General features: G+C 48.2%; 24 protein-coding genes. 14 read left to right on the top strand and 10 right to left on the bottom strand.

Going from position 1 to position 21084, the window contains the following annotated elements:
* Positions 1-31 precede the first annotated feature (31 nt).
* Both CWB99_RS15315 and CWB99_RS15310 read right to left on the bottom strand, forming a co-directional pair.
* Positions 32-442, bottom strand: a complete 411-nt coding sequence (locus CWB99_RS15315) for a protein YgfX (protein WP_138549765.1) — start codon at positions 440-442, stop codon at positions 32-34.
* Positions 423-674 carry a succinate dehydrogenase assembly factor 2 gene (locus tag CWB99_RS15310; protein WP_046006778.1) on the bottom strand — a complete coding sequence of 84 codons (252 nt, stop codon included), beginning with the start codon at positions 672-674 and terminating at the stop codon, positions 423-425. Before CWB99_RS15310 ends, CWB99_RS15315 begins: the two co-directional genes overlap by 20 nt.
* 161 nt (positions 675-835) lie before the next feature.
* On the opposite strand from CWB99_RS15310, the gene CWB99_RS15305 reads away from it, so the two are divergent.
* Together CWB99_RS15305 and CWB99_RS15300 are read left to right on the top strand one after the other, a co-directional pair.
* A complete protein-coding gene (locus CWB99_RS15305; RefSeq protein ID WP_138549764.1) occupies positions 836-1753 on the top strand; it encodes a YgfZ/GcvT domain-containing protein in 918 nt (305 codons plus the stop codon).
* An 11-nt stretch (positions 1754-1764) separates the two neighbouring features.
* Positions 1765-2250 carry an FKBP-type peptidyl-prolyl cis-trans isomerase gene (locus tag CWB99_RS15300; RefSeq protein ID WP_138549763.1) on the top strand — a complete coding sequence of 162 codons (486 nt, stop codon included), beginning with the start codon at positions 1765-1767 and terminating at the stop codon, positions 2248-2250.
* A gap of 95 nt (positions 2251-2345) precedes the next feature.
* On the opposite strand, the gene CWB99_RS15295 is transcribed toward CWB99_RS15300, so the two are convergent.
* The 3 genes from CWB99_RS15295 to CWB99_RS15285 are packed head-to-tail and all read right to left on the bottom strand — an operon-like array spanning position 2346 to position 3959.
* On the bottom strand, positions 2346-2786 hold the full coding sequence (locus CWB99_RS15295) for a hypothetical protein (protein ID WP_138549762.1): 441 nt from the start codon (positions 2784-2786) through the stop codon (positions 2346-2348).
* A gap of 13 nt (positions 2787-2799) precedes the next feature.
* Positions 2800-3627: a DUF481 domain-containing protein gene (locus CWB99_RS15290; protein WP_349304469.1), complete on the bottom strand. Its 828-nt coding sequence runs from the start codon at positions 3625-3627 to the stop codon at positions 2800-2802.
* A 14-nt stretch (positions 3628-3641) separates the two neighbouring features.
* Positions 3642-3959, bottom strand: a complete 318-nt coding sequence (locus tag CWB99_RS15285) for a DUF440 family protein (RefSeq protein ID WP_138549760.1) — start codon at positions 3957-3959, stop codon at positions 3642-3644.
* Positions 3960-4185: 226 nt separating this feature from the next.
* On the opposite strand from CWB99_RS15285, the gene CWB99_RS15280 reads away from it, so the two are divergent.
* The 8 genes from CWB99_RS15280 to CWB99_RS15245 all read left to right on the top strand — a co-directional run bounded on the left by CWB99_RS15280 (position 4186) and on the right by CWB99_RS15245 (position 12008).
* Positions 4186-4980: a crotonase/enoyl-CoA hydratase family protein gene (locus CWB99_RS15280; protein WP_138549759.1), complete on the top strand. Its 795-nt coding sequence runs from the start codon at positions 4186-4188 to the stop codon at positions 4978-4980.
* A gap of 70 nt (positions 4981-5050) precedes the next feature.
* Entirely contained in the window at positions 5051-5407 is a 357-nt protein-coding gene (locus tag CWB99_RS15275) for a CidA/LrgA family protein (RefSeq protein WP_138549758.1), read from the top strand.
* Positions 5400-6092, top strand: a complete 693-nt coding sequence (locus tag CWB99_RS15270) for an LrgB family protein (RefSeq protein WP_138549757.1) — start codon at positions 5400-5402, stop codon at positions 6090-6092. The genes CWB99_RS15275 and CWB99_RS15270 overlap by 8 nt, the downstream gene beginning before the upstream one ends.
* 73 nt (positions 6093-6165) lie before the next feature.
* Positions 6166-7005 carry a mechanosensitive ion channel family protein gene (locus CWB99_RS15265; protein WP_138549756.1) on the top strand — a complete coding sequence of 280 codons (840 nt, stop codon included), beginning with the start codon at positions 6166-6168 and terminating at the stop codon, positions 7003-7005.
* 73 nt (positions 7006-7078) lie between these two features.
* On the top strand, positions 7079-9643 hold the full coding sequence (locus CWB99_RS15260; RefSeq protein WP_249331938.1) for an Ig-like domain-containing protein: 2565 nt from the start codon (positions 7079-7081) through the stop codon (positions 9641-9643).
* A 140-nt stretch (positions 9644-9783) separates the two neighbouring features.
* A complete protein-coding gene (gene yghU / locus CWB99_RS15255; RefSeq protein WP_138549755.1) occupies positions 9784-10638 on the top strand; it encodes a glutathione-dependent disulfide-bond oxidoreductase in 855 nt (284 codons plus the stop codon).
* 238 nt (positions 10639-10876) lie between these two features.
* Positions 10877-11380 (top strand): hypothetical protein, encoded by a 504-nt coding sequence (locus tag CWB99_RS15250; protein ID WP_138549754.1) that lies wholly within the window; start codon positions 10877-10879, stop codon positions 11378-11380.
* A gap of 16 nt (positions 11381-11396) precedes the next feature.
* On the top strand, positions 11397-12008 hold the full coding sequence (locus tag CWB99_RS15245; RefSeq protein ID WP_138549753.1) for a superoxide dismutase: 612 nt from the start codon (positions 11397-11399) through the stop codon (positions 12006-12008).
* A gap of 47 nt (positions 12009-12055) precedes the next feature.
* On the opposite strand, the gene aroC is transcribed toward CWB99_RS15245, so the two are convergent.
* Together aroC and prmB are read right to left on the bottom strand one after the other, a co-directional pair.
* Positions 12056-13156 carry a chorismate synthase gene (gene aroC, locus CWB99_RS15240; protein WP_138549752.1) on the bottom strand — a complete coding sequence of 367 codons (1101 nt, stop codon included), beginning with the start codon at positions 13154-13156 and terminating at the stop codon, positions 12056-12058.
* A 56-nt stretch (positions 13157-13212) separates the two neighbouring features.
* Positions 13213-14148, bottom strand: a complete 936-nt coding sequence (gene prmB / locus CWB99_RS15235; RefSeq protein ID WP_138549751.1) for a 50S ribosomal protein L3 N(5)-glutamine methyltransferase — start codon at positions 14146-14148, stop codon at positions 13213-13215.
* 85 nt (positions 14149-14233) lie between these two features.
* Between prmB and smrB the strand changes: the two genes are divergently transcribed.
* The 3 genes from smrB (at position 14234) to CWB99_RS15220 (ending at position 16346) form a co-directional block, all read left to right on the top strand.
* Positions 14234-14788 (top strand): endonuclease SmrB, encoded by a 555-nt coding sequence (gene smrB / locus CWB99_RS15230; protein WP_138549750.1) that lies wholly within the window; start codon positions 14234-14236, stop codon positions 14786-14788.
* Between the two features lie 254 nt (positions 14789-15042).
* Positions 15043-15843 carry a response regulator gene (locus tag CWB99_RS15225; RefSeq protein WP_054014072.1) on the top strand — a complete coding sequence of 267 codons (801 nt, stop codon included), beginning with the start codon at positions 15043-15045 and terminating at the stop codon, positions 15841-15843.
* A 191-nt stretch (positions 15844-16034) separates the two neighbouring features.
* Positions 16035-16346 (top strand): hypothetical protein, encoded by a 312-nt coding sequence (locus tag CWB99_RS15220; RefSeq protein WP_138549749.1) that lies wholly within the window; start codon positions 16035-16037, stop codon positions 16344-16346.
* Positions 16347-16700: 354 nt separating this feature from the next.
* Here CWB99_RS15220 and CWB99_RS15215 read toward each other — a convergent pair whose 3' ends face one another.
* Together CWB99_RS15215 and fadR are read right to left on the bottom strand one after the other, a co-directional pair.
* Complete coding sequence (locus tag CWB99_RS15215) at positions 16701-17306, bottom strand: peroxiredoxin C (RefSeq protein ID WP_010382361.1); 606 nt, start codon at positions 17304-17306, stop codon at positions 16701-16703.
* A 310-nt stretch (positions 17307-17616) separates the two neighbouring features.
* Positions 17617-18330: a fatty acid metabolism transcriptional regulator FadR gene (fadR, locus tag CWB99_RS15210; RefSeq protein ID WP_138544417.1), complete on the bottom strand. Its 714-nt coding sequence runs from the start codon at positions 18328-18330 to the stop codon at positions 17617-17619.
* Positions 18331-18633: 303 nt separating this feature from the next.
* Here fadR and CWB99_RS15205 point away from each other — a divergent pair, with 303 nt between their 5' ends.
* Complete coding sequence (locus tag CWB99_RS15205; protein WP_138549748.1) at positions 18634-20394, top strand: S41 family peptidase; 1761 nt, start codon at positions 18634-18636, stop codon at positions 20392-20394.
* A gap of 65 nt (positions 20395-20459) precedes the next feature.
* Here the strand turns inward: CWB99_RS15205 and CWB99_RS15200 are convergent, their stop codons facing one another.
* On the bottom strand, positions 20460-21068 hold the full coding sequence (locus CWB99_RS15200) for an SAM-dependent methyltransferase (protein WP_212748524.1): 609 nt from the start codon (positions 21066-21068) through the stop codon (positions 20460-20462).
* Between the last annotated feature and the right edge of the window lie 16 nt (positions 21069-21084).

Raw genomic sequence — 21084 nt, 5'->3', positions numbered from 1 at the left:
ATGCCTGACGCTATCGCCTTGCGCCAATGACTCAGGCCATCTCAAATACATGGCGGCACAAGTGTCGCCAATGCTCTTCTTTCATTGCATGGCGCATAATACCAATATGCCGGGTTCGCTGCTCAGTTTTAACGGTCAATAGTAGCGCGCAATGAAAATAAACCTGTGCTGCTTTTAACTGCCCCTGCCACTGATGCTGGCCTCCAGACACTATCACAGTCATATGCTCGGGTATCAGCCCCAGATGACCTGTGGAGATGAAATATTGGTGTGCCCAGTGTCTGGCGAAGGCATAGCCTAACAAACAAGTCGCGATATGCCACCACCACAGCACTGGCGTGACCACACACAAAGCCAGCGCCAGACAGCAAAAAAAGACCACAAAGACTTTGTGGTCTGGTGTATTGTGTTCGAAATAAAAGCTAAGCGCGGACTCGGTCAAGAACGAACTTCACCATCGCATCAAGCTCGGGATACGGACACGCTTCATGGCCCATAAACCAGGCAAATAAATCGGGGTCTTCGACTTCCAATAACCGTTGAAACACCAGCTTATCCTGCTCGGATAGCTGATCGTATGCCTCATCAACAAAAGGCTCCAACAAAATATCCAGCTCCAGCATGCCACGACGACATGCCCATTTTGTGCGGGCCTTTGAATACAACTCAGCCATAATTTCCACATACCCCTAAATTTTATTATGTCTTTGCAATTATAACGTATCCTGAGATGCCCGTTAACTGTTCGAATAAACAATAATCGTGTCTTTCGCGCCTATCTCGGATGCGATATTTGCGGTAACATTAGGTAATTTCTTCAACAAGGATCAATAAGATGGCACAAGCAAACGCATATCCTCTTTCTTTACAATTGATCTCTGTGAGCGGCGCCGAAAAGTTGAGTTACCTGCACGGTCAGGTCACCCAGGATCTCAATCTGCTGACGGATGATAACTTCCTGTGGGCCGGGCACTGCAGTCCTAAAGGCAAATTATGGGCGACACTCAGGCTCAGTAAGTTAGATGACCAATATCTGCTGTTGGGTTCAAAAGCGGAAACCGAAGCATCCTGCCGGGAGCTAAAAAAATACGGCGTATTCGCGAAAGTCGATATTGCTATTACACACCACCAGGTCATTGGCGTGCTAACTGATGAGATGACCCAAACCTGTGAACTATTAGGACTGACGTTTGCACAGCAGGCGAATGCTTGTACGTTCGGTGGCAAAAATAAGGCACTGAAACTGGACGACCAACGTTTACTCCTGATCGTTGAGCACGGCTATGCACTGCCACAAGGTGTTGCCCTGCACACAGATCCCACTCCATTTGAGGCAGCCTCAATTCTGGCCGGTGAGCCTCAACTGAGCGAGACCAGTATTGATGAATATGTACCGCAAATGGTTAACCTCCAGGCACTGGGCGCAATCAGCTTCAAAAAAGGCTGCTATACTGGGCAGGAGACAGTTGCCCGAATGCGTTATTTGGGCAAAAACAAGCGTGCTTTGTACATTGTCAAAGGCCAGGCTGCAGCTCACCCACAAGAATCTGAGTTGGAAATACAATTAGATGGAGATAACTGGCGCCGTGCAGGCAAAGTGCTTCATCAGGCCTACGACAGTGCAAGCCAGGACTATTATGCACTGGCAGTGATGGCCAATGATTTAACTGAATCCTCAGTTTTACGTGCTAAAACGCACCCGGAAGTCCAGCTGACATTACAGCCACTTCCCTACTCTTTAGAAGACAATTAAGCGGATAGATTATGAAAATTGCCCCAAATACCGTTGTAAAAATGCATTATGCGGTGCTGGACAACGATGACAACAGCATAGACAACACCTTTGATGATGAACCCCTCGAGTTTATCGTTGGCACAGGTTACTTAATCTCAGGGTTGGAAGATGCCCTGATCAACAAACAAGCGGGTGACAAATTAAGTGTTACCGTTGAGCCACAAAATGGTTACGGTGAGCGCCACGACAACCTGATGCAGGCGGTTCCAAAAAGCATGTTTGAGGATATGGAAGTTGAAGTAGGCATGCAGTTTCGCGCCACCACAGACGAAGGCGAGCAAACAGTCATTGTAATTGGTGTTGAAGGTGACGACGTCATCGTTGATGGCAATCATCCGCTTGCAGGTATCACATTGAACTTTGATGTTGAAATTCTGGAAGTACGCGAGGCGACATCAGCAGAGCTGGCCCATGGCCATGTTCACAGCGAGGAAGGCTGCGGCCATCAGCATTAATACCCGTTTTACCTATACTAATGCGTATTAATACTTGTTCAATTTGAAGGAACACCTAATTAAGAGAATTGGGGTATCGCACATGAAAAAAGCGCCTATTTGGCGCTTTTTTCAATTTCCTCCAGGGCTGCAAGTACACCGCTTTGGTCATTGGTACCAATACGGTATTTAGACCCATCGGCAAGTACAAACTCAATGGCTTTGAAACCATGTGCAGCGTATACCCAGCCATCATGGGTGATCTTAACGCCAATCCCGTGACGAAATGAATTGGTTACCGCGCAATATGATTGCAGCTCATCCACTTTGACCGATTTTTTCAGGACCCCAGGACCAAACCACCAACTTACCACCCGCTTATCTTTATCCACTTCAAGCGTTAGTCCATAGAACAAGTAGCCAATCAGGGCCAGTATACCGATGAAACCATACAGCAGTGCGTTATGGCCTAACAAAAATATGGCGAGTGCAACAAAAGTGGCGAACCACGTCAGAAACATCCAAATTATCCAGGACCATTGGGTCTTTTTGTACATCAGTTAAACTACCTTAATTAAAACTATAAACAAGTGTGACACCAATCTCGCTATCAACTTTCTCTTTGTTTTCCTCTGGCTGAGAGTGATATCGATAGGTATAGGCCACCTTAAGAGAAACACCACCCATAACCTGACTGATCAGCGCGGTTTCAGATAAAATACGTGCGCCAAGGCCCGACAGTGATCTTTCATAACTGACATCCTGGTTAAACCGAGTGCGCTTAGATACCGTTCGCTCCCACTGCAATGCAGCGCGCAACAAGTGACCTCTTTCGACCCGCTCTTGACCCGGCTCCAAATCGGTCTCATCTTCACGTCGATACATAGACAATCCCGGTCCAATATCTAAATCGACCGTGTTCTTTCGCCCTTCAAAGACACGATTACCGTAACCAACTGCAAATGTTGTGGTGTATTCTCGGCCATTAAACTTGTCTACCTCGTAATCCCCATAGACAAATAGCGATGTGTTCTTCTGCCCTATTTTATAGTTACCCTGCGCAGACAAAAAGTAGCGAGAAGCCGTTTCATCTTCAACATTGGTATCCGGGTCAACTTCACGGCGATAAGCACCGTCAAACTTAAACTGGTTACGCCAGTATTTAAAGTCCTGATACAGGTTGCTTTTAAGTTTAAACGCGGTATTACTGGTATTACCACGATTGAGCAACACACCAAACTCTACATCACCATATAAAAACTCACCTTCGTGCAGAGCGTGGATCTCTTCATCTGACAGCTCACCATATTTATGAAAATCTTCGAAAGGATCAACAGCAAGTGCCTTCACGCTGAACAAGAGTCCAGCGCAACATAGAAATAAAAGGGTGTACTTCACTGAGCTGAATTCTCTTACTGCTTCCAGACTATGTGGCAAAATGGGGCATCTAAATCACGGCTGATCAGTATTTTGGCAAACATTACATCACCTTGATCCGTTTCCAGGCCTACGGTCACCTGAACAAAATGTTCGGCTTCCGTCTCCTGTTCATACGCCACCAGCGACGCCCAACTCTCGTCAGGAACACTGTCTTCAATATATCCCAGCTCTTCACTGTGAGCATTGAATAGCTCAATGTCCTCGATTGTAAGATTATCAGGGGCAAGCTCTAAGAAAATATCATAGGCTTGCTGGCTTACTTCTTCGATGGAACTTAAACGTGCAGACATTACATCACCTCGTCTGTCAAAATTGAGTGGTATAGTAACAAATTGCAAATTTGCAAAGCTACGGCTTTTAGTTAGTTTTAACAAAAATACCGCTCAGTTACATGAAAATAGCCAATTTGCCAGCCAGTCTGTACACCAATTACTACTGGCACCGTTAAAGTAATTACTCTATGCTTGCCCTGCAAACTATCAGAATAATAATGATGTGCCAAAGAAGGAAAAACACATGGTCCAGTTAGAGACAATTGATGGTATCGCCTGGGTTACCCTCGACAGACCCGAAAAACAAAATGCGTTATCTTACGACATGTTTAGGCAGTTGGATAACGTCATCCACACACTCAAACGCAATCGCCAGTTACGTGCGGTGGTCTTGCAGGGTCAGGGACCGCATTTTTGTTCTGGCCTGGATGTCGGCACAGTCATGAAAAAGCCAGCTAACATCATATCGCTGTTGTTTAAATGGTTACCGGGCAATGCCAATCTTGTGCAACGGGTCGCACTGGGCTGGCGTGCACTGCCTGTGCCTGTGTTTGCGCTGGTACGGGGGAATTGCCTGGGCGGGGGCTTACATATTGCGCTCGGCGCCGATTATCGCATTGCAACACCAGACGCCCAGTTTGCCATTATGGAATCACGCTGGGGGCTGTGTCCTGATATGAGTACCAGCATACTGCTGCCGGGTATATTAAAACATGATCAGGCGCTTTGGCTGGCTTCAAACCCACAACGCATTAATGCTCAACAGGCCTGTGAGCTGGGGTTAATCACACAAGTCAGCGACGACCCGTTGCTCGCCATCCAACAACGTCTCACTGAGGTAACCGCTATTTCTCCGGATGCCCTGGCCGCCATCAAACACTTATATAACACCGCCTATCACCCCCGGCGCCGAAAACTACTGTGGCAGGAGACCTGGTTCCAGATTAAGTTGCTGCTGTCAAAAAACACACGAATTGCTATGCACAACGGTCGCCATATGGAACAACCTAAGCCTTTTGGTCCACGTAAAAAATGGTAAGAAAGTCGCATTGTGGGCAATCCAGTTGCCATCGAGAATAGCATCAGATTTGATCTCTTGAGTGTCCATTATGATGATAACTCTGCGATTTATCGCATCCCTTAGCATTCTTATCGGGTGCCTCTGGGCTGCCAGGCTAATCACTGCGGCCCTGGCTTTGAGCTTGCCTGCCCCACTGTTAGGTATGTTACTGCTATTTGGTTTACTGCAATCAGGTATACTTAAAAGTAAATACTTACTTCCTTCTTGTGGCCCAATATTAAAATACATGGCGCTATTTTTCATACCAGCCGGGGTCGGATTAATCAGCTATCTGGAGGTGTTTAGTCACAATGCCTGGCTGTTGGTGAGTATTCTGCTTCTGGTACCCGTATTGGGCCTCGTAGTGACAGGTAAACTGGCAAGTCTGGGCAGGTACCATGATTAATCTAGTGTTGGGTTGCACCTTCACTCTGGTGTTATTTGCCCTTATGCGACGGGTAAACCAAAGGTGGCATTCGCCCCTGCTTAATCCGGTACTATTATGCATTGTAACGATTAGCACTGCGCTGCTACTTAGCGATATTGACTACATTGACTACCGCAACGCCACAAAGCCTGTCAGCTTCTTTCTCGAAGTCGCAGTGGTTGCACTTGCTCTGCCCCTTTATCAACAGCTCCACGCCATACGGCCATATCTGTTGCTCATTAGTCTCAGTAGCTTTATTGGGATCACCTGTGCAACACTGATTGCCTTTTGGCTCTGTCAGTCATTTAGTGTACCCAGTACACTCACAGCGTCTTTGATGGCCCTGTCAGTGACCACGCCAATCACGCTCATTGTGACTGATTCACTCGGTGGTTTTCCCGGGGTCGCCGCCATCATGGTGATCCTGATAGGTGTACTGGGAGGCGTTTTTGGCTTGTCCTTGCTCACCCTTGCTGGCGTGACTAAACCTCAGGCTAAAGGAGTCGCACTGGGTGTGGCCTGCCATGCAATTGGCACCGCCGCGGCCATGGAACATCACCCGGCAGCAGGCGCCTTTGCTTCTGCCGCGATGATCATCAGTGCGGTCATCACCGCAAGCTGGGTGCCTGTGCTTTTTGCGCTAATGCAAGGCATAATCAGCTAAACTAAAAAGTGATAACAATCATCAACAAATAAGCTGAAATGCTCGCCCCGTTTCAGCAACCCAGGAGCACGGCATGATAGAACAAGAAATAGCACAAATCGAACACTACTACGTGCTGATCCGGGATTATCTGGTGACTTATAGCATGCAATTATTAGGCGCCTTAGTGATCCTAATCCTCGGTTTATGGCTTGCGAAGAAGCTGGCTAAAGGCACAGAGAGCCTGATGCTCAGACATAATATCGACGTTACCCTGACAAATTTCGTCAGCAATGTGGTCAAAGTCCTGATGATCATTATGTTCACAATCATTGCGCTGGGTAAAATTGGCATCAGTGTTACCCCCTTTGTTGCGGCAATCGGTGCCGCTTCACTGGGTGCTGGCTTGGCCGTTCAGGGGATGTTATCTAACTATGGATCTGGATTAGCGATTATTGCTACCCGCCCGTTTGTGGTCGGTGATACCATCGCCGTCAAAGGGGTCTGTGGCCAGGTGAAAAGTATCGAACTGGGCCACACAATCCTGGTCAACGAGGAAAAGGTCGAGATCACCATTCCCAACAAGCATATAATTGGCGAAATTATGCAAAACTCCTTTGCTCACTCGCTGGTTAAGGGAGAAATAGGCATCGCTTACAGCGCCAGCGCAGACAGAGCTATCGCCATCATTAATGAAATTTTGTCGGATAACGACGCTGTGGCCGACACCCCACAAGCTCAGGTTGGCATTGAAGCATTTGGCGACAGCGCCGTCATCATTAGTTACCGCTACTGGGTACCCACTACTCAGATAATCGAACATAAACTGGCCATCAATGGCGCTATCTATGCTGCGATCCAGGCTGCTAACATAGAAATTCCATTCCCACAACGGGTTGTCACGCTCAAAGAGCGACCTGCTTCTGCAGATTGATCCTGGTTGTTTTTCACTCTATGCTGTCAATGTTTTGTTTACAAAACATACAACATGTAAAACGGAGTGATTTATGAACACAAGAAAATTAGTGACACTATGCTGTGCCGCCGGCCTGCAACTCATTGCAGTACATAGCTGGGCTCAGGCCGATACCGCCAACTATGACTGCAGCGCGCTCGCCGACTGGTCCAGTTCAACGGTGTACCGCAAAGGGGATCAGGTGCGTGCTCAGGCTCAAGCTTATGAGGCAAAATGGTTCAACCAAAATGAACTGCCTGCGAATAATTCCGATACCTTTGACGTATGGCGACAACTTGGCCAGTGCATCAGCGGCAACGCCCCGGTGGTTACCCTGGTAAGTCCCCAGGATGGTGCTGTGCTGAACAAAAATGACAGCGCTGTTTTTGCTGCAAATGCCGGTGATCAGGATGGCGATCTCGCCCAGGTTGAGTTTTTTGTCAACGACATCAGCGTCGGTATACTCAGCCAGCCTCCTTATCAGCTTACCTGGTCTGCACAGTTGGGCATGCACACAGTGAGCGCAGTGGCAGTAGACGCCAAAGGCAACCTCAGTACACCTGCAACAGCTGGCATTACGGTACGAGATGACAACGGCAATGTACCACCCGCTCTCACCATTGATACACCGACAAACAACCAAGCATTTAAAGTTGGCGATACCGTTAGCCTTGCTGTGCAGGCCACAGACACCGATGGCCAGGTTGTGCAGGTCGAAATGTGGCGAGATGTTCAGCGTCTGACAACACTCAGTACCCCACCTTTTCGCCATGATTTTGTGACCGTGAGCCCGGGCAGCAAGCAGCTCAGAGTCATTGCACAAGACGACAAAGGCGCAACCGCTGAAGCCAGTGTTAGCATTGAGGTGAGCGCTGCAAGCTCAGGTGGCTGCGCAGGTCTGAGCACTTATCGAGCTGGTCAAAGCTATCAAAGTGGTGAGCTGGTAGCACACAATAATCGCAAATATCGCTGCGACATCGCTGGCTGGTGCAGCTCCAATGCTGCATGGGCCTACGAGCCCGGTACAGGTCAACACTGGCAGGACGCCTGGAGCGATTTGGGGATCTGTGCGATCGCGCCAGTAATTAGCTTTAGTCAGCCTAACGATAATGCCACTTTGCTGCGCAACCAGCCCACACAGATTGCTGTCAGTGCCACCGATGCAGACGGGACTATCTCACAGTTAGAGTTATTTGCTAATCAAACCTTACTTGGCAGTACCGCGCAAAATGCACTGGCGGTTGAGTGGACGCCAGGCAACACCGGGCCAGTTACACTCAGTGCTGTTGCAACCGACAACGAGAGCAATCAGAGCCAACAAACTATCCAGGTCACGGTTACCGATCAGCCACTGGTCGTTGATTTAACCGCCCCAACTTCGGGTACCCAATATGTACTGGGCAATGCGATTACTATCAAAGCCAATGCGCAGGCGCTCAGCGGTCAGATCTCGACGGTCGATTTTTATGCCAACGGGGTAAAAGTTGGCAGTGATACCCTGGCACCTTATGAGTTTAACTACGCGCCAGCAACAGTTGGACAACACAGTATCTATGCAACGGCGACCAGCACATCGGGAGATACCACTAGCAGCCCGGCCGCTACTGTCACTGTTATTGCCCCACCGATTGGGAAGACCCATAAACTCATAGGCTACTGGCATAACTTTGTTAATCCGGCTGGCTGCCCTATTCCACTGGATCAAATCTCCGGCGCCTGGGACATCATTGACATTGCCTTTGCTGAGAACGATCGCTCTTCTAACGGTACAGTGCACTTCAAACCATTTGAAAAAGACATTCGCTCCAACTGCCCCCCTATTGATCCGGTTAAATTTAAAACCGATATGCAAGCATTACAGGCGCAGGGTAAAGTGTTTGTCCTTAGCCTGGGTGGTGCCGAAGGGACTATCACATTAAACACAGACGCCGATGAAGCCAACTTTGTCAGCAGTCTTACTGCAATCATTCAGGAGTGGGGATTTGATGGCCTGGATATTGACCTGGAAAGTGGCTCTAATTTGTTGCATGGCTCACAAATACAAGCCCGCCTGCCCAGAGCAATTAAGCAGATAGAGCAGAATATCGGAGGCGATATGGTGCTAACTATGGCACCTGAGCACCCCTATGTTCATGGCGGGATGATTGCCTACTCTGGGATCTGGGGGGCATATATACCGCTTATCAATGAACTCAGAGACACGCTGGACTTACTGCATGTACAGCTTTACAACAACGGAGGACTTCCAAACCCCTACGAACCTGGCAGCGCGCCGGAAGGATCTGTCAATATGATGGTCGCCCATGCAAAAATGCTGATTGAAGGGTTCGACCTGGCCGATGGTAGCCGCTTTATGCCGCTTAGGGATGATCAGGTTGCCATTGGCCTGCCATCCGGCCCGCAATCCGCCAATTCTGGCCAGGCTCCCATTGCCAATATCATAGCGGCGTTGGACTGTCTGACCAAAGGCACCCAATGCGGTACCATAGTGCCCAGTCATAACTACCCTGCTTTTGGGGGCGTCATGACCTGGTCCATCAACTGGGATAAATTCGATGGCTACAACTTCTCTGTGCCTGTTGGTAACAAGCTCACTGAAATGAATCAGGCTCGATAAGCACCTGACCACGGGGTAACGGCGACCTCCTGCCCGTTACCCTCTTTGTTTTTCTTGACAGTTTGCTGCTGGCAGAGTGGCATAATTAACGCTAAGGTGAGGGTTATCCGATTAGCACCCATTTTAGTCAAGGAGATCACATGAGTAACAACGCCTATACGCCTCCCAAAGTGTGGACACACCAGCCCAGTAGCGATAATAAATGGGCCAATATTAATAGCCCTGAATCAGGTGCCAGATATGAGCAGGCACTGCCTGTCGGCACCCACCCTTTGCAGCTTTACTCACTTGGTACACCAAACGGTCAAAAGGTGACTATTTTGCTGGAAGAATTGCTGGCCCTTGGGGTAGCCGAAGCCGAATACGATGCACACCTGATCAATATTGGAGAGGCTGAACAATTCTCGTCTGGTTTTGTTGCAGTCAATCCAAACTCAAAAATTCCTGCCCTGGTCGATAAATCAGGTGAAACAGAAGTCAAGGTCTTCGAATCTGCCTCTATTCTCGTTTACTTGGCCGAAAAGTTTGGCCAGTTTCTCCCGTCTGCTGGAGTACAAAGAACAGACACCCTGAACTGGTTATTCTGGGCACAAGGCTCAGCCCCATTTTTAGGAGGCGGGTTTGGCCACTTTTATGCCTATGCAGACGACAAACAGGAATACCCCATCAACCGCTTTGCTATGGAAGCTAAGCGCCAGTTGGATGTATTAGACAAACAGCTGGCACACAGCCAATATGTTGCAGGCGAACACTACAGTATTGCCGACATGGCTATCTGGCCCTGGTATGGCAATCTGGCCCTGGGCAAACTCTATGATGCCGGCGAGTTTTTACAGGTTGAGCAGTATACCAATGTAGTACGCTGGGCTAAACAGATTGAATCTCGCCCGGCCGTACAACGTGGCAGGATAGTCAACCGGACCTTTGGCGAACCACAAGAGCAACTCCCCAAGCGCCACAGTGCAGCAGATATTGACGCAGTACTGAACCAGTAAACAAGTATTTTCAGGGTGAGCGCGCGGCCCCGTGCCCTTGCCTTTTTAATGCCTTGTCATCCCGTTTCCGGGCGCTCCAACTCCTCACACTCAGCGCAACAAGTGCAACCTTTCAGCATACATAACAACTTGCCACATCAAATATAAATGACAATCATTATTATTTATGTTTTTATATATAAAATAGAACATCGATGCCTGTGGCCGTACCATACGTTACTGACGAGGAGCCCTTTTTATGCTGCAATCTTATCCAGCATTGAATGACACCACCAGCTTGCTTGAAAATGCACTCGCCCCCTGGCAACAAGCAATCACCAAAGGCAACCAGGCTTTTGACAGCCAGTCATTTTATTTAGCACGAGATCAGTATCACAGTGCCCTCTACCTGGTTAGCAATTTAATCGAGTATTTTGCTCACCAGTACGATAGTCAACTTCAGGAAGAAGCATTTGCACACTGCTGCCCAGCTTTTGTCGTCGCTGCGCATAATCTGGCTGACTGCTATCTCGCCCTCTCAGAACCACACAAAGCTTGTGAACAACTTATCAATGTGCACCTCAGCCTCACCCAGCTGTGTGATCATGCCAATCCTCAGATAGCGCTGACTGCGATGCGTCATAGTCTGAGAACGCGCGCGGAGCTGATGCGATTTATTTCTTCCCATGAGGCACACACCACCTTAGTTAGCCGGGCTACTCAGGTGCTGGATGCACCACATTCAACGACTCATTATCATTAACCAAAAGGAGAGAAGTATGGCGTTTACTCTGCCTGCATTACCTTATGCCTATGAGGCACTCGAACCGCATATAGATAGCAAGACAATGGAGATTCATCATACCTTGCATCACCAGACGTATGTCAACAAAGCCAATGCTGCACTCGCAGGGAGCGAGTTTGAGGGTCAATCAAGCATCGAATTGCTCACCCATATTCGCGATCTGCCCGAAGCCCTGCGCGGCGCCGTGCGTGACCACGTCGGCGGCCACAATAACCACTCTCTATTCTGGGAGATCATGTCTCCACAGGGCGGGCACTTGCATCAGGGCACGCTATCCGAAGCGATTAACCGTGCATTTGGTGACTTTGAGACCTTTAAAGCCCAGTTTACACAAGCCGCTGTAAGCCGCTTTGGCAGTGGCTGGGCCTGGCTGGTGGTAAACGATCAGAAGTGCCTGGAGGTAACCAGTTCATTGAATCAGGATAGTCCGTTCATGGATGGGCTGACGCCTATTTTAGGCTTGGATGTCTGGGAACACGCTTATTATCTGAAATATCAAAACCGCAGACCTGAGTATATTGAAGCATTTTATAACGTGATCCACTGGCAGGAAGTGGAACGCCGTTTCCAGGCTGCTGTCGACTGAGCCGACAGCGATAAGGCCAGCTAACTTGAGCTGGCCTCATAAGAGAGTTAGGAGCGTTGTGCAGGAATAGGCCCGTGTGGCAAATCAACATGCGGGTTCTGCCCGCGCTGCCTGAGCAGATGATCCATTAAGGTGATTGCCATCATAGCTTCTGCAATAGGAATGGCGCGGATCCCGACACACGGATCGTGACGGCCTTTGGTGATCATTTCTACCGACTCATTCTGGGTATTAATACTCTGACCAGGTATAGTAATACTTGAGGTCGGCTTGAGTGCGATAGAGGCTATGATATCCTGCCCGGTTGATATCCCCGCCAGTACCCCCCCAGCGTGATTGCTGGTAAACCCTTCAGGGGTAAGCTCATCACGGTGCTCTGAGCCCTTCTGCTCAACCACATCAAACCCATCACCAATCTCCACGCCTTTTACAGCATTGATACTCATCAGAGAATGTGCAAGCTCCGCATCCAGCCGGTCGAAAACCGGTTCGCCCAGACCGACAGGGACGCCTTTGGCAACCACTTTCACTTTCGCCCCCACAGAGTCTCCTTGCTTTTTAAGATCGCGCATATAGTCATCCAGCGCGTCCAGCTTAGAAGCATCGGGGAAAAAGAACGGGTTTTGCTCAACTTGCTGCCAGTCAAATTGCTCAGCTTTGATTGGCCCCAATTGAGAAAGACAGGCATGGATCTCAACACCATGCACTTGCTTCAGGTATTTTTTGGCAATACCCCCTGCCGCAACGCGGATCGCAGTCTCTCTGGCTGAAGAACGTCCGCCACCGCGATAATCACGATGGCCATATTTATGCCAGTAGCTATAGTCACCATGACCAGGGCGGAAAACATCTTTGATTTTACTGTAATCTTTGGAACGTTGATCGGTATTCTCAATCAACAAACCAATACTGGTTCCGGTTGTTTTCCCTTCAAACACCCCAGAGAGTATTTTGATTTCATCTCCCTCGCGGCGTTGAGTCGTATAACGGCTCTGTCCGGGTTTGCGTCTGTCCAGATCAACCTGTAAGTCCGCTTCGTCCAGTTCAAGCCCTGCCGGGACACCATCCACAACGCCACCCAGTGCGACACCGTGGCTTTCTCCAAAGGTCGTTACCCTGAATAATTGGCCTATGCTATTGCCTGCCATTGATTTTCCTCATTCCAAAAAAACACCATTGCGTTTCCCTGCTCACAGGAAAACGCTTAGTCGTTGAAGTAATCCAGTAACTGTTTTTTACTGATCACAAACACGCCCAGTCCGCCACGTTCGAATTCCAGCCAGGTAAACGGCGCGCCGGGATAGAGCGCTTCCATATGTACCATAGAATTACCCACCTCGACAAATAACAGACCGTCTTCGGTTAGGTGTGCAGCCGCCTCTTGCAACAAGGTACGTGTCACATCCAGACCATCTTCTCCAGATGCCAGACCCAACTCTGGCTCATGATGAAACTCTTCTGGCAGGTCGGCCATATCTTCGGCATCGACATAAGGCGGGTTCGCAACAATCAGGTCATACTGTTGGCCTGGCACACCACTAAACACATCAGACTGGATAGCAAATACCTGCTCCTGAACCTGATGATCATTAATGTTTATTTCTGCAACGGCCAGAGCATCAAAAGAAATGTCCACCGCGTCAACCTGAGCCTGCTCAAATGCTTTTGCAAGTGTAATTGCAATACACCCGGAGCCAGTACACATGTCCAAAATACGCGTGACTTTTTCCGGCGACGCGAGCCAGGGCCGGAACTGAGCTTCGATCAGTTCAGCAAAAGGCGAACGTGGTACCAGTACGCGCTCGTCGACGTAAAAAGGCAGCCCGGAAAACCAAGCCTGATTAGTCAGGTAAGCAACGGGGACCCGCTCATCGATACGCAGTCGAAGGTACTCTACCAGCCTGACTTTTTCGCTGTGCGTGAGCCGTGCACTGGTGAGCTCTTTAGGCGCGTCAACGGGCAAATTGAGCAAAGGTAATACCAAACTCACCGCTTCATCCCACGGGTTGTCGGTACCATGGCCAAAAAATACACCATTGCCAGCAAATTGACTGGCCGTCCAGCGTAACCAATCCTGAATGGTTACTAAATCCTGATAGGCTTCTTCAGCCATCGCCTGAGAAATAACAGAGTCACTCATGAGTTGTTCTCACTACTAATTGCATGGCGGCATTGTAACGGTTTTTACGCTAGGTTTTTACGCTTTTTTTCTTTAAAATGTCGCCATGAACACAGATAAACCAAACTCACAACTGCCAGATGACGATTTCGCTCTGTTTCGAGAAGCGATATCAGGCACCAGTCAGTTCAAGCAAGATACAGTGCAACAGGCACGACGCCAGACACGCTTTAAGGGTGAAGTGATCGCCGAGCAGAAGAAGCAACATCAGGCCGAATTCTACTTTTCGGACGAATATGTCCCAGACATAGACACCCATGGTACGGTTAATTACGTGCGCCTGGGCGCCGACAAGTACCTCGCCAAACAATTGCGTCGCGGTGATTATGCGCCTGAGCTTATTCTTGATATGCATGGCATGAACAAAGAAACGGCGAAAGACGAGCTGGCAGCCTTGATCCATGCCTGTAAAAAACAGCATGTTGCCTGCGCCTGCGTGGTACATGGTATCGGTGAGCGTGTGCTAAAACACAAAGTACCTCAGTACCTGGTCCAGCACCCGGATATACTGGCTATGCATCAGGCCCCGCTTGAGTATGGCGGCAAAGGCGCAGTGCTGATACTGGTGGACCTGCCACAAAGTATGGAGTTTCGCCGTTAATCGCAATAAGGGCAGCAGGCCACAGACACGCCACTGCCCATTACACTAAATCTACCGCTGATAGCGGTATTGGCATTCCCCTGCACCATCCGTGTTCTGAGCGCGCCCTTCCTCCAGCTGCATTACCCATTCGACAAAATGCACTACCGATAGTTTGTTTTAACACCCTGCTCACCAAGCTAGCGACACGGTAACAAATACGTTATATTGCCAGTTAATCTGACTATTTATATTGCAACATTTACTCTCATACCATGAATGAACTTTTAAGCTCAGATTTGAGCATCCTACTCCTGGAGCCGTCCCAGACACAAAGGCGGATCATCAGTAACGAACTTCAGGAAGAAGGGATCCAAAATATCGAGTGTGTTGATACACTTGCAGCCGCCATGGAAAGCCTGAATAACAGTAAACCTGATTTGGTGATCAGTGCTTTGTATCTGCCTGATGGCGAAGCTCTGACGTTATTGCAACATATCCAAACAACCCTGTCTGACCACCATTTGCCCTTTATGCTGGTATCCAGTGAAACCCGCAGGCTGCAATTGGAAGCGTTCAAGCAGTCCGGGGTAGTTGCGATTCTGCCTAAGCCATTTAACAAAACCCACCTGGGTAAAGCCATCAATGCCACTTTGGATATTTTGTCTCCGGAAGAACTTGAGCTGGACTTGTATGACATTCAGGAGTTACGGATCCTGGTCGTGGATGATTCTCGCCTGGCACGTAATCACATTCGCCGGGTACTCAATAATCTGGGCGCTACGCGGATCAGCGAAGCGGAACATGGCGCAGAAGCTCTGTCCATCCTTGAGGATACTATGTTTGACTTGATCATCACGGACTACAATATGCCAGAGGTGAATGGTCAGGAGCTTGCTGAAGCCATTCGAAACTCCAATGAGCATAATCATGTGCCCATCCTGATGGTATCTTCAGAAGCAAACGAAACCCACCTGGCCAATATCGCGCAGTCCGGAGTGAATGCATTATGCGACAAGCCGTTCGAACCCCAGGTCGTGAAACAATTGATCTATCAGTTGCTTGAACAAAATTAACCAAAAGTTAGTTAAGATAACCACAGCACTGGTCAAAATTACAATTTGTATTTTGACCAGTACACCACAGGAAAATAAAAACACTTAATATTCAACACCATAAAATTATTTCCGAAGCTGGCACAACCTTTGTAATAGTTAGAACGACTAACTCATTAAAGTATCGTTACTAACCCAAAAGGAACCAGGCCATGAAAACTGCCACCCAACTTAGCATCCTAGTTTTTACCCTTGGCATGAGCACCAGTTCATTTGCAGCGGGCAACACCAGCGTCACAGCAAGTGTCAACGCCAGTACTGCAGCCAGCCTAAGTTCTATGACGACTGTAAGCACAGACAGTGGCTCAGTCACTCAGGAAGTACTCAGCGACATTAAATCTCATGTCAGCAAAGCGATTAAGGCAAACCTGATTGAGCTTAAAGAAAGCACCAAAGCCACACTGATAAAGTCTTTCACGCCAGAGCACAAAGAAACACGTCAAGAAAAAGATAAGGGACAATAAGATGCTGAATGAAATGACACTGTTGAGCTTGCTGGTTACACCCGTTATTAGTTTAGTACTGGCATATGGTTCGGTTGAATTGATTAGACTGATCAACCACAAGTGGTCGATAGGGCGTGCATCATGATTGAGCGAGATTGGGTATTGTATCAACCTACAGTAACTCATGACCTGGCTTGTGGATTGACACAACCACCAACGATTTTGAAGGTCACTCGCTCAGCACTGTGCAATAGCAAATACTTTGCTTTTCTATCCACGACATTATCTGGCCTCTACACGGGCGGCATGAATAAGCGGAGTGATATAAAAAAACCCGCACAAGGCGGGTTTTTTAACTAAACAACGCTGGACTTACAGGTCGCCTTCGTTTTCAGACAGGAACTTAGCAACACCTTCAGGGCTTGCGTCCATACCTTTTTTACCTTCAGTCCAACCAGCTGGACATACTTCACCGTGCTCTTCGTGGAACGCCAGCGCGTCAACCATGCGCAGCATTTCATCGATGTTACGGCCAAGAGGTAGATCGTTTACTACCTGGTGACGTACGTTACCTTCAGAGTCAATCAGGAAAGAACCACGGAAAGCAACACCTGCTTCTGGGTGCTCAACGTCATATGCCTGACAGATTTCGTGCTTCACGTCAGCAACCAGGTCATACTTAACCGGACCGATACCACCTTCGTTTACTGGTGTGTTACGCCATGCGTTGTGAGAGAACTGAGAATCGATAGATACACCGATCACTTCAACACCACGCTTTTGGAATTCTTCGTAACGCTTGTCAAATGCGATTAGCTCAGAAGGACAAACGAAAGTGAAGTCTAGTGGGTAGAAGAAAATAACCGCTTTCTTACCTTTGATACGCTCATGTAGATTGTAACCATCTACGATTTCACCGTTACCTAAAACTGCAGCTGCTGTAAAGTCAGGTGCCTTGCGGCCTACTAATACACCCATTGTTATCTCCAAATAGTTAGTTTGAGTTCCAAAGTCTCACAATCACACAAAGCCACGTCCCCTGTCAGGTTATGCTTTTCTGTATCACTGCGAATTGTCACTTATTATTGAGGCGTTTTATAAAAAAACAACCCCTATACCAGATGGTATTATTTGGCGCTCAGTGTATGCTGTTCCTTCAAAAGGATACAATCGAATTATCCGATAGCAGCCATCTAATAAATTGATGGCGCAGTAAATAGCCGATATACCGCCCTTGCAGACACAAAAAAAGCACCCTGAGGTGCTTTTTATCATCGGACATTCAAAATTAGTCCATAATATCGTCTGGCATATCACCGCGCAGTTGTTGCCAGATCTCACCAGAGCGATGACCGTAACGGCGCATCAGTGCAATAGCACCATCGTGCTCACCTTTTTCAGCCAGCGCGGTAAGTTCAGCGTAGAATTCACGCGCCAGTTCACGGGTGCGCGGATCTGAGAAATAGTGGCAACCTATCTTAGAGTACAAACCTTTAAATCCATTAAGTATCAAGACATAGATTTTGTTATTGCCGGCACTAGCAAGCTGGTGATGAACCCGATAGTCATATTCAGCAAAAGCTTCTGCCGTATCAGCCACTTCCGCGTGCTTAGACAGAATATCTATCACAGACTGCGGGTTGAACTTAATCGCAGCACGGGTATAGATTGCACTGATGTTAGTACGTGCAGACAGCAACTGGTCCGTTAATTCGGGTACTTTGTCTTCGTCCAGTCGCGCCAGGGTCTCTAGAATATTCAGACCAGACGTTTCCCAAAAGTTATTAACCCGGGTTGGTTTGCCATGCTGGATGGTCAACCAACCATCACGCGCCAGGCGTTGTAAAACTTCTCGCAATGTGGTGCGAGTGACACCAATAAGCTCTGACAGCTCGCGCTCAGCTGGTAAAATGGAGCCCGGAGGAAATTCGCCATTCCAAATCGACTCTACAATGTACTCCTCAGCAAAACCTGCTGGGCTCTTGGCTTTAAAGATTCTCATTTAGCACCACTTTTGACAACATAAGGTACGTCGACAAGCCTGTACTTCAGTGCGTAGCACACCAACAGGCTTCTGCAACTCAATAATCCACTGATTGTACCAGATGATTTGCAACTAACAAGGCATATCTGAAAGCGAGCTAAGTGCTTCCCAATAATAGGCGCAACCCCGGTATTTTAGCCGTCGTAAACACTAAATTCTTCACGACTTTATTAATCCATTAATAATATTATGTAACATATTGACATAACAATCTGTATGGACCAATTATAAATACAAATAATAAAGCGCTAAGGAATAAGCATGACATACAACATCCAAGAGAAAATGTTGCCTGCGGCACTTCTACTCAGTGTACTTTCAGCCCCTCAGGCAAAAGCAAATGATGAAACAACTCTTCTCAAAGAACGCTATCAGCAAGCACTGCCAAATATACAAGAGTTTTCGGAGCTTGTGCATAGGGTACGCTACTTTTACCCAAATGCAGCAAATAGCGAAACACAATGGGACTATTTCTTACGACATAGTATCCGTGAGATGGTTAAACAGCCTGAGGCACTTCAACTCAGTTTTGCCCTGCAACAGCTAAAAACAGTAACACCGCTTTTAACCACCAACCAATCGAGCTTGCCAGTGCCGGGGGTAACAGACTCTGTGAACACCTGGTATAATTTCGGTGCCCGGGATTATCGCTTCTATACCCGTCGCCTAATAAGTGGCGACTATCAGACACTCAGTAATGAGGGCTTTTTCCCCCCTACACCTGTTTATACCGATCGCTATGACGGCATCCCCCTGTACTGGCCGCTATACCTCCCCCGGGAGCAGGCGAACTCTGGCAGTGCTTATACTCAGCAAGAAGAACAAGTATCGCTTGAAGACCCTGCAACATGTATGGCAGCACTCAGTTCAATTTGGGCCGAGCTAACACACTTCTGGCCTTATTTCGAGCAAGTTGATGTTGACTGGGCTAACAGCCATCCACGCCTGCTCGGCGCTTGTCTCAAAGACAGCCAGCGAAGAACCCACATTATGAGACAAACATTCACCAAGCTACAGGACAATCATCTCTGGATTGGACAGCCAAAGCAATATCGCGATGTTCAGGGTTACAGCTTGCCAATTTCACTTGACTATATCGATGACAAAGTCATTGTAACCAACAGAACCCCTTACCTTACACTGCAAGTCAATATCGGGGATGAGTTGCTTGCAATCGAAGGTACAGATGCGCGTCAATTGGTCAATAGCCTCAAGGATATAACATTCACCAGTGAGCACATCGCCAACAGTGCCGCTGCGCGCAGTTTGCCGTTTATGTACGGTGAACCTAAGTTAATCGATCTTACATTCAGAACTACACAAGGAAGGGTAATTAATACTACGACAGCGTCAATTCACAGAGACGTCATGGGCCCATACGATCGTGATGATACATATGGTCCACTGTTGAGGCATTTGGACAATGGTGTCGTCGTTTTTCGAGCCGTGGATGTGACAACCCAGGAACAACTGCAACAAGCACGTGACGTTTTACAAAATGCGCAAGCCATCGTACTGGATATGCGCGGCTATCCGAGTAACCTGTGGTTTACGCGCAGTGCATTGTCTCTATTTACTGACCGTTATACACGTACAGGCCCGTTTGTGATCGAAACACAACGATTACCTAATCGGGCACTGCCTTATCAGGAAGATATCCCCCTAACACTTGAGGACACACCGAAACTAATTGACGCACCTGTCGTGGCACTTTCCGATAGAACCAACATCAGTGCCGGTGAGCATGTACTCCAGTGGATCCAGGCAATGAATATCCCTATTGTAGGGGAAGTTACCATGGGAATTAACGGAGATATCATGACGGGATCAGTTTTTGGTGGCTTTCAGAATGGCGGGATCTCATATAAATACACAGGCCTTCGGGCGGATCAGCTGAATGGCGATAAGCTCATTGGCGTAGGGATCCAACCCGATGTCAAAGTCAGTCAAACACAGGCATCCATTGCGCAAAAAGACGATATCATTCTTCGCAAGGCGCTTGAAGTACTCGAGCAACTGTAACAATGCTCTGTTTGCAGGGTCGTACTTGTATAGTATGCCCCTGCTTAAGCCATGTGAGATTTGTATCAGAAGTTCGGTTTAACTCCCACTCCCTGAACAACAGCGGCCATTCCCGTGTGGTAGCGACCTTCCACTACCGAACGTTCCAGTTGCTCAATGTGAGTCCACTTTACTCCCCTTAACTCTTGGGCCAACTGAGCCGCAGTGAGCATGGTATCAACATCCTTTCCACCACCCGTACCAAATTGAATTTGCTCTGGTGAGTAAGCTTCTGTCAAAAACACCCCACCCGGTACCAGAGCCTGTACTACTCGCTGGTGCAGTTTCGCACGCAATCCCTGACCAAACGGCGCAAAAATAGCGACGATGCTGTCCCATTGTTCGTGACCGAGAGCAAAATGTGCCAGATCAGCGTGAATAAACTCAATAGATACGCCCCAAGCCTGAGCCAATTGTTGCGCTTTTTCTATGCCTTTAATCGAAGCATCCACCGCCGTTACTTCAAACCCCAGTTTTGCCAGATAAACCGCATTGCGACCTTCTCCTTCGGCCAGGCTCAGCACCCGCTTGCCTTTCAGTTGTTTTACCTGTGCCTTTAGAAAGTCGTTTGGCTCTGTGCCATAAGCGTAATCAGATTCAGCAAAACGCGTGTCCCACATAGGATCAAAATTCATCACAGTCTCCTCTCGT

Origin of the sequence: Pseudoalteromonas rubra, assembly GCF_005887095.1 — a bacterium.
Lineage (GTDB): Bacteria > Pseudomonadota > Gammaproteobacteria > Enterobacterales > Alteromonadaceae > Pseudoalteromonas > Pseudoalteromonas rubra_E.
The sequence above is the reverse complement of the archived record's forward strand: the minus strand, read 5'-3'. Positions and strand labels throughout refer to the sequence as shown.